Source organism: Vibrio sp. FF266 (genome assembly GCF_041439695.1).
Taxonomy (GTDB): Bacteria; Pseudomonadota; Gammaproteobacteria; order Enterobacterales; family Vibrionaceae; genus Vibrio; species Vibrio tasmaniensis_A.
In genome coordinates, this window is the sequence record NZ_JBGOOO010000107.1 from 1 (window position 1) to 1,497 (window position 1,497).

The 1,497-nt window shown below is 42.3% G+C and carries 1 protein-coding gene and 1 pseudogene; one reads left to right on the top strand and one right to left on the bottom strand.

All coding sequences use genetic code 11. The annotated features are described in order from the left end of the window. Nucleotides 1-84: 84 nt before the first annotated feature. The gene (locus tag ACED59_RS24425; RefSeq protein WP_016800598.1) at nucleotides 85-264 is read right to left on the bottom strand and encodes a TraY domain-containing protein; all 180 of its coding nucleotides are present in this window, start codon (nucleotides 262-264) and stop codon (nucleotides 85-87) included. Nucleotides 265-1,061: 797 nt separating this feature from the next. On the opposite strand from ACED59_RS24425, the pseudogene ACED59_RS24430 reads away from it, so the two are divergent. Next, nucleotides 1,062-1,497: pseudogene (locus ACED59_RS24430) on the top strand (hypothetical protein); the annotation flags it as partial.

The window sequence follows — 1,497 nt, forward strand, 5'->3', positions numbered from 1 at the left end:
CCCTCTGCGGCGCTTTTTGCAATCGTGAAGGCAGCCCACCTTCGAGGCCATCTGAAATAAGATCTCAGACGGCAATATCATTCGTTACAGCGACCAATTGGGAAAACGTTTGAGATGATCTTCTAATCGAAGTTTCCCTTCGCGCTTTTTGGCCCGTTCTGCTCTTTTCGCCGATAGCGTTAACGTTTTATTCGCGTTTGCTGAAAGACTAAAAGCGATACCGACTTCCTTGTTATCAACCCTACATTCTGATTTCAAATTCATACAAAATCCTTTTCAATTAAGAAAAACCGAAACGACCGAGTTCAAACTGAAATATCGCTGAACCCTCTAATCGTTCAAAAGTGACCCAGAATTATTAAACTTATTTGCTTTTGTGATGGGTCTCTCAATCCTGCAATTTAACATAACAAATATAATACGCACCAAATTAAGGTGCTGATTTTAAAGAAAATAAATGGGTTTTTAATGTTGGCGCTATTGTTATTAGACATAATTAATATATTAATTATTTTAATTTCACTCCCTCAATGTGCTATAAATTTTTCTAAGGTTATTTGTTATCTTTTTGTTATTTATCGGTTTTTTATCCGTGCGTATTATTTAGATTATGTAAAGGGAAAAACCACAAGGTTACTTAAAGATTGAAATATCAGGCGACGCTGCGCTATACTTGCTTTAGGTCGTTAAGGTTAAAACACACTACATTGGCTGCTAACCAGTAGTGCCCTATGTAGTGTGTTTTTTCTAAGATTTAGAGTGTGTTAGAGGTGGTACTCTGACCATATAGCACTTGCAAAAAAGCCGTCTCCCCAACAGTAGACGGCTTTTTTGTGTCTAAAAAACCAGCGTTTGATTTCTTTTCTCGGTTGAGATAGGTTGAAATTTCACCGTTTGGACGACCAATCCGAACAGCTCTAAAAACTGTTGGACCTCAAAATATGACTCCTTTGACTCAGCCTTGGCGTGGGCTAAAGCCCAAACAACACATTCTCAATCACACCGCTTGTTTATCCCTCGGGATGAAGTGCTATGTGTTTTAAACGTGGACGGTGAATGTTATGAAGACGCCTGGACACGACTCCTCCCCTCCCCCGCTCGATAAATCGAGTTACGATGCGCAGTATCGCCGTAAGCGTAAGGCTCGCAAACTGGATTTGATTGAATTGTATCAACGTGTCGTTGAAGAAGAGAACGCGCGGAACCCTAAGACGCCTTTTGAGATCGGATTCAAGTCTCGCCGGTTGCTTCGAAGCGGTAAGGTAGAAACCCTACCGCCAGAATACGCGCGGATCTTAAAAGGGTGTGAAGAATTTATTACCAACCCCAATCGTTTCCCGTCACTTAATGCATGGGGCGGTGAAGCGGTGAATAATGTGCAGTGTCGCACCTTAATTGCGAAAGTATTAGCGTGCACTCTGCCGAACACAGACCTCATTGGAGGGCGCATCGGTTTGCCCACCGAAGCGGGATTGAAAACCATCAGCTACGACCAGC

What these genes read in the sequence shown, in the direction of transcription:
- ACED59_RS24425 (WP_016800598.1), bottom strand. Translation starts at nt 264, where the DNA reads ATGAATTTGAAATCAGAATGTAGGGTTGATAACAAGGAAGTCGGTATC.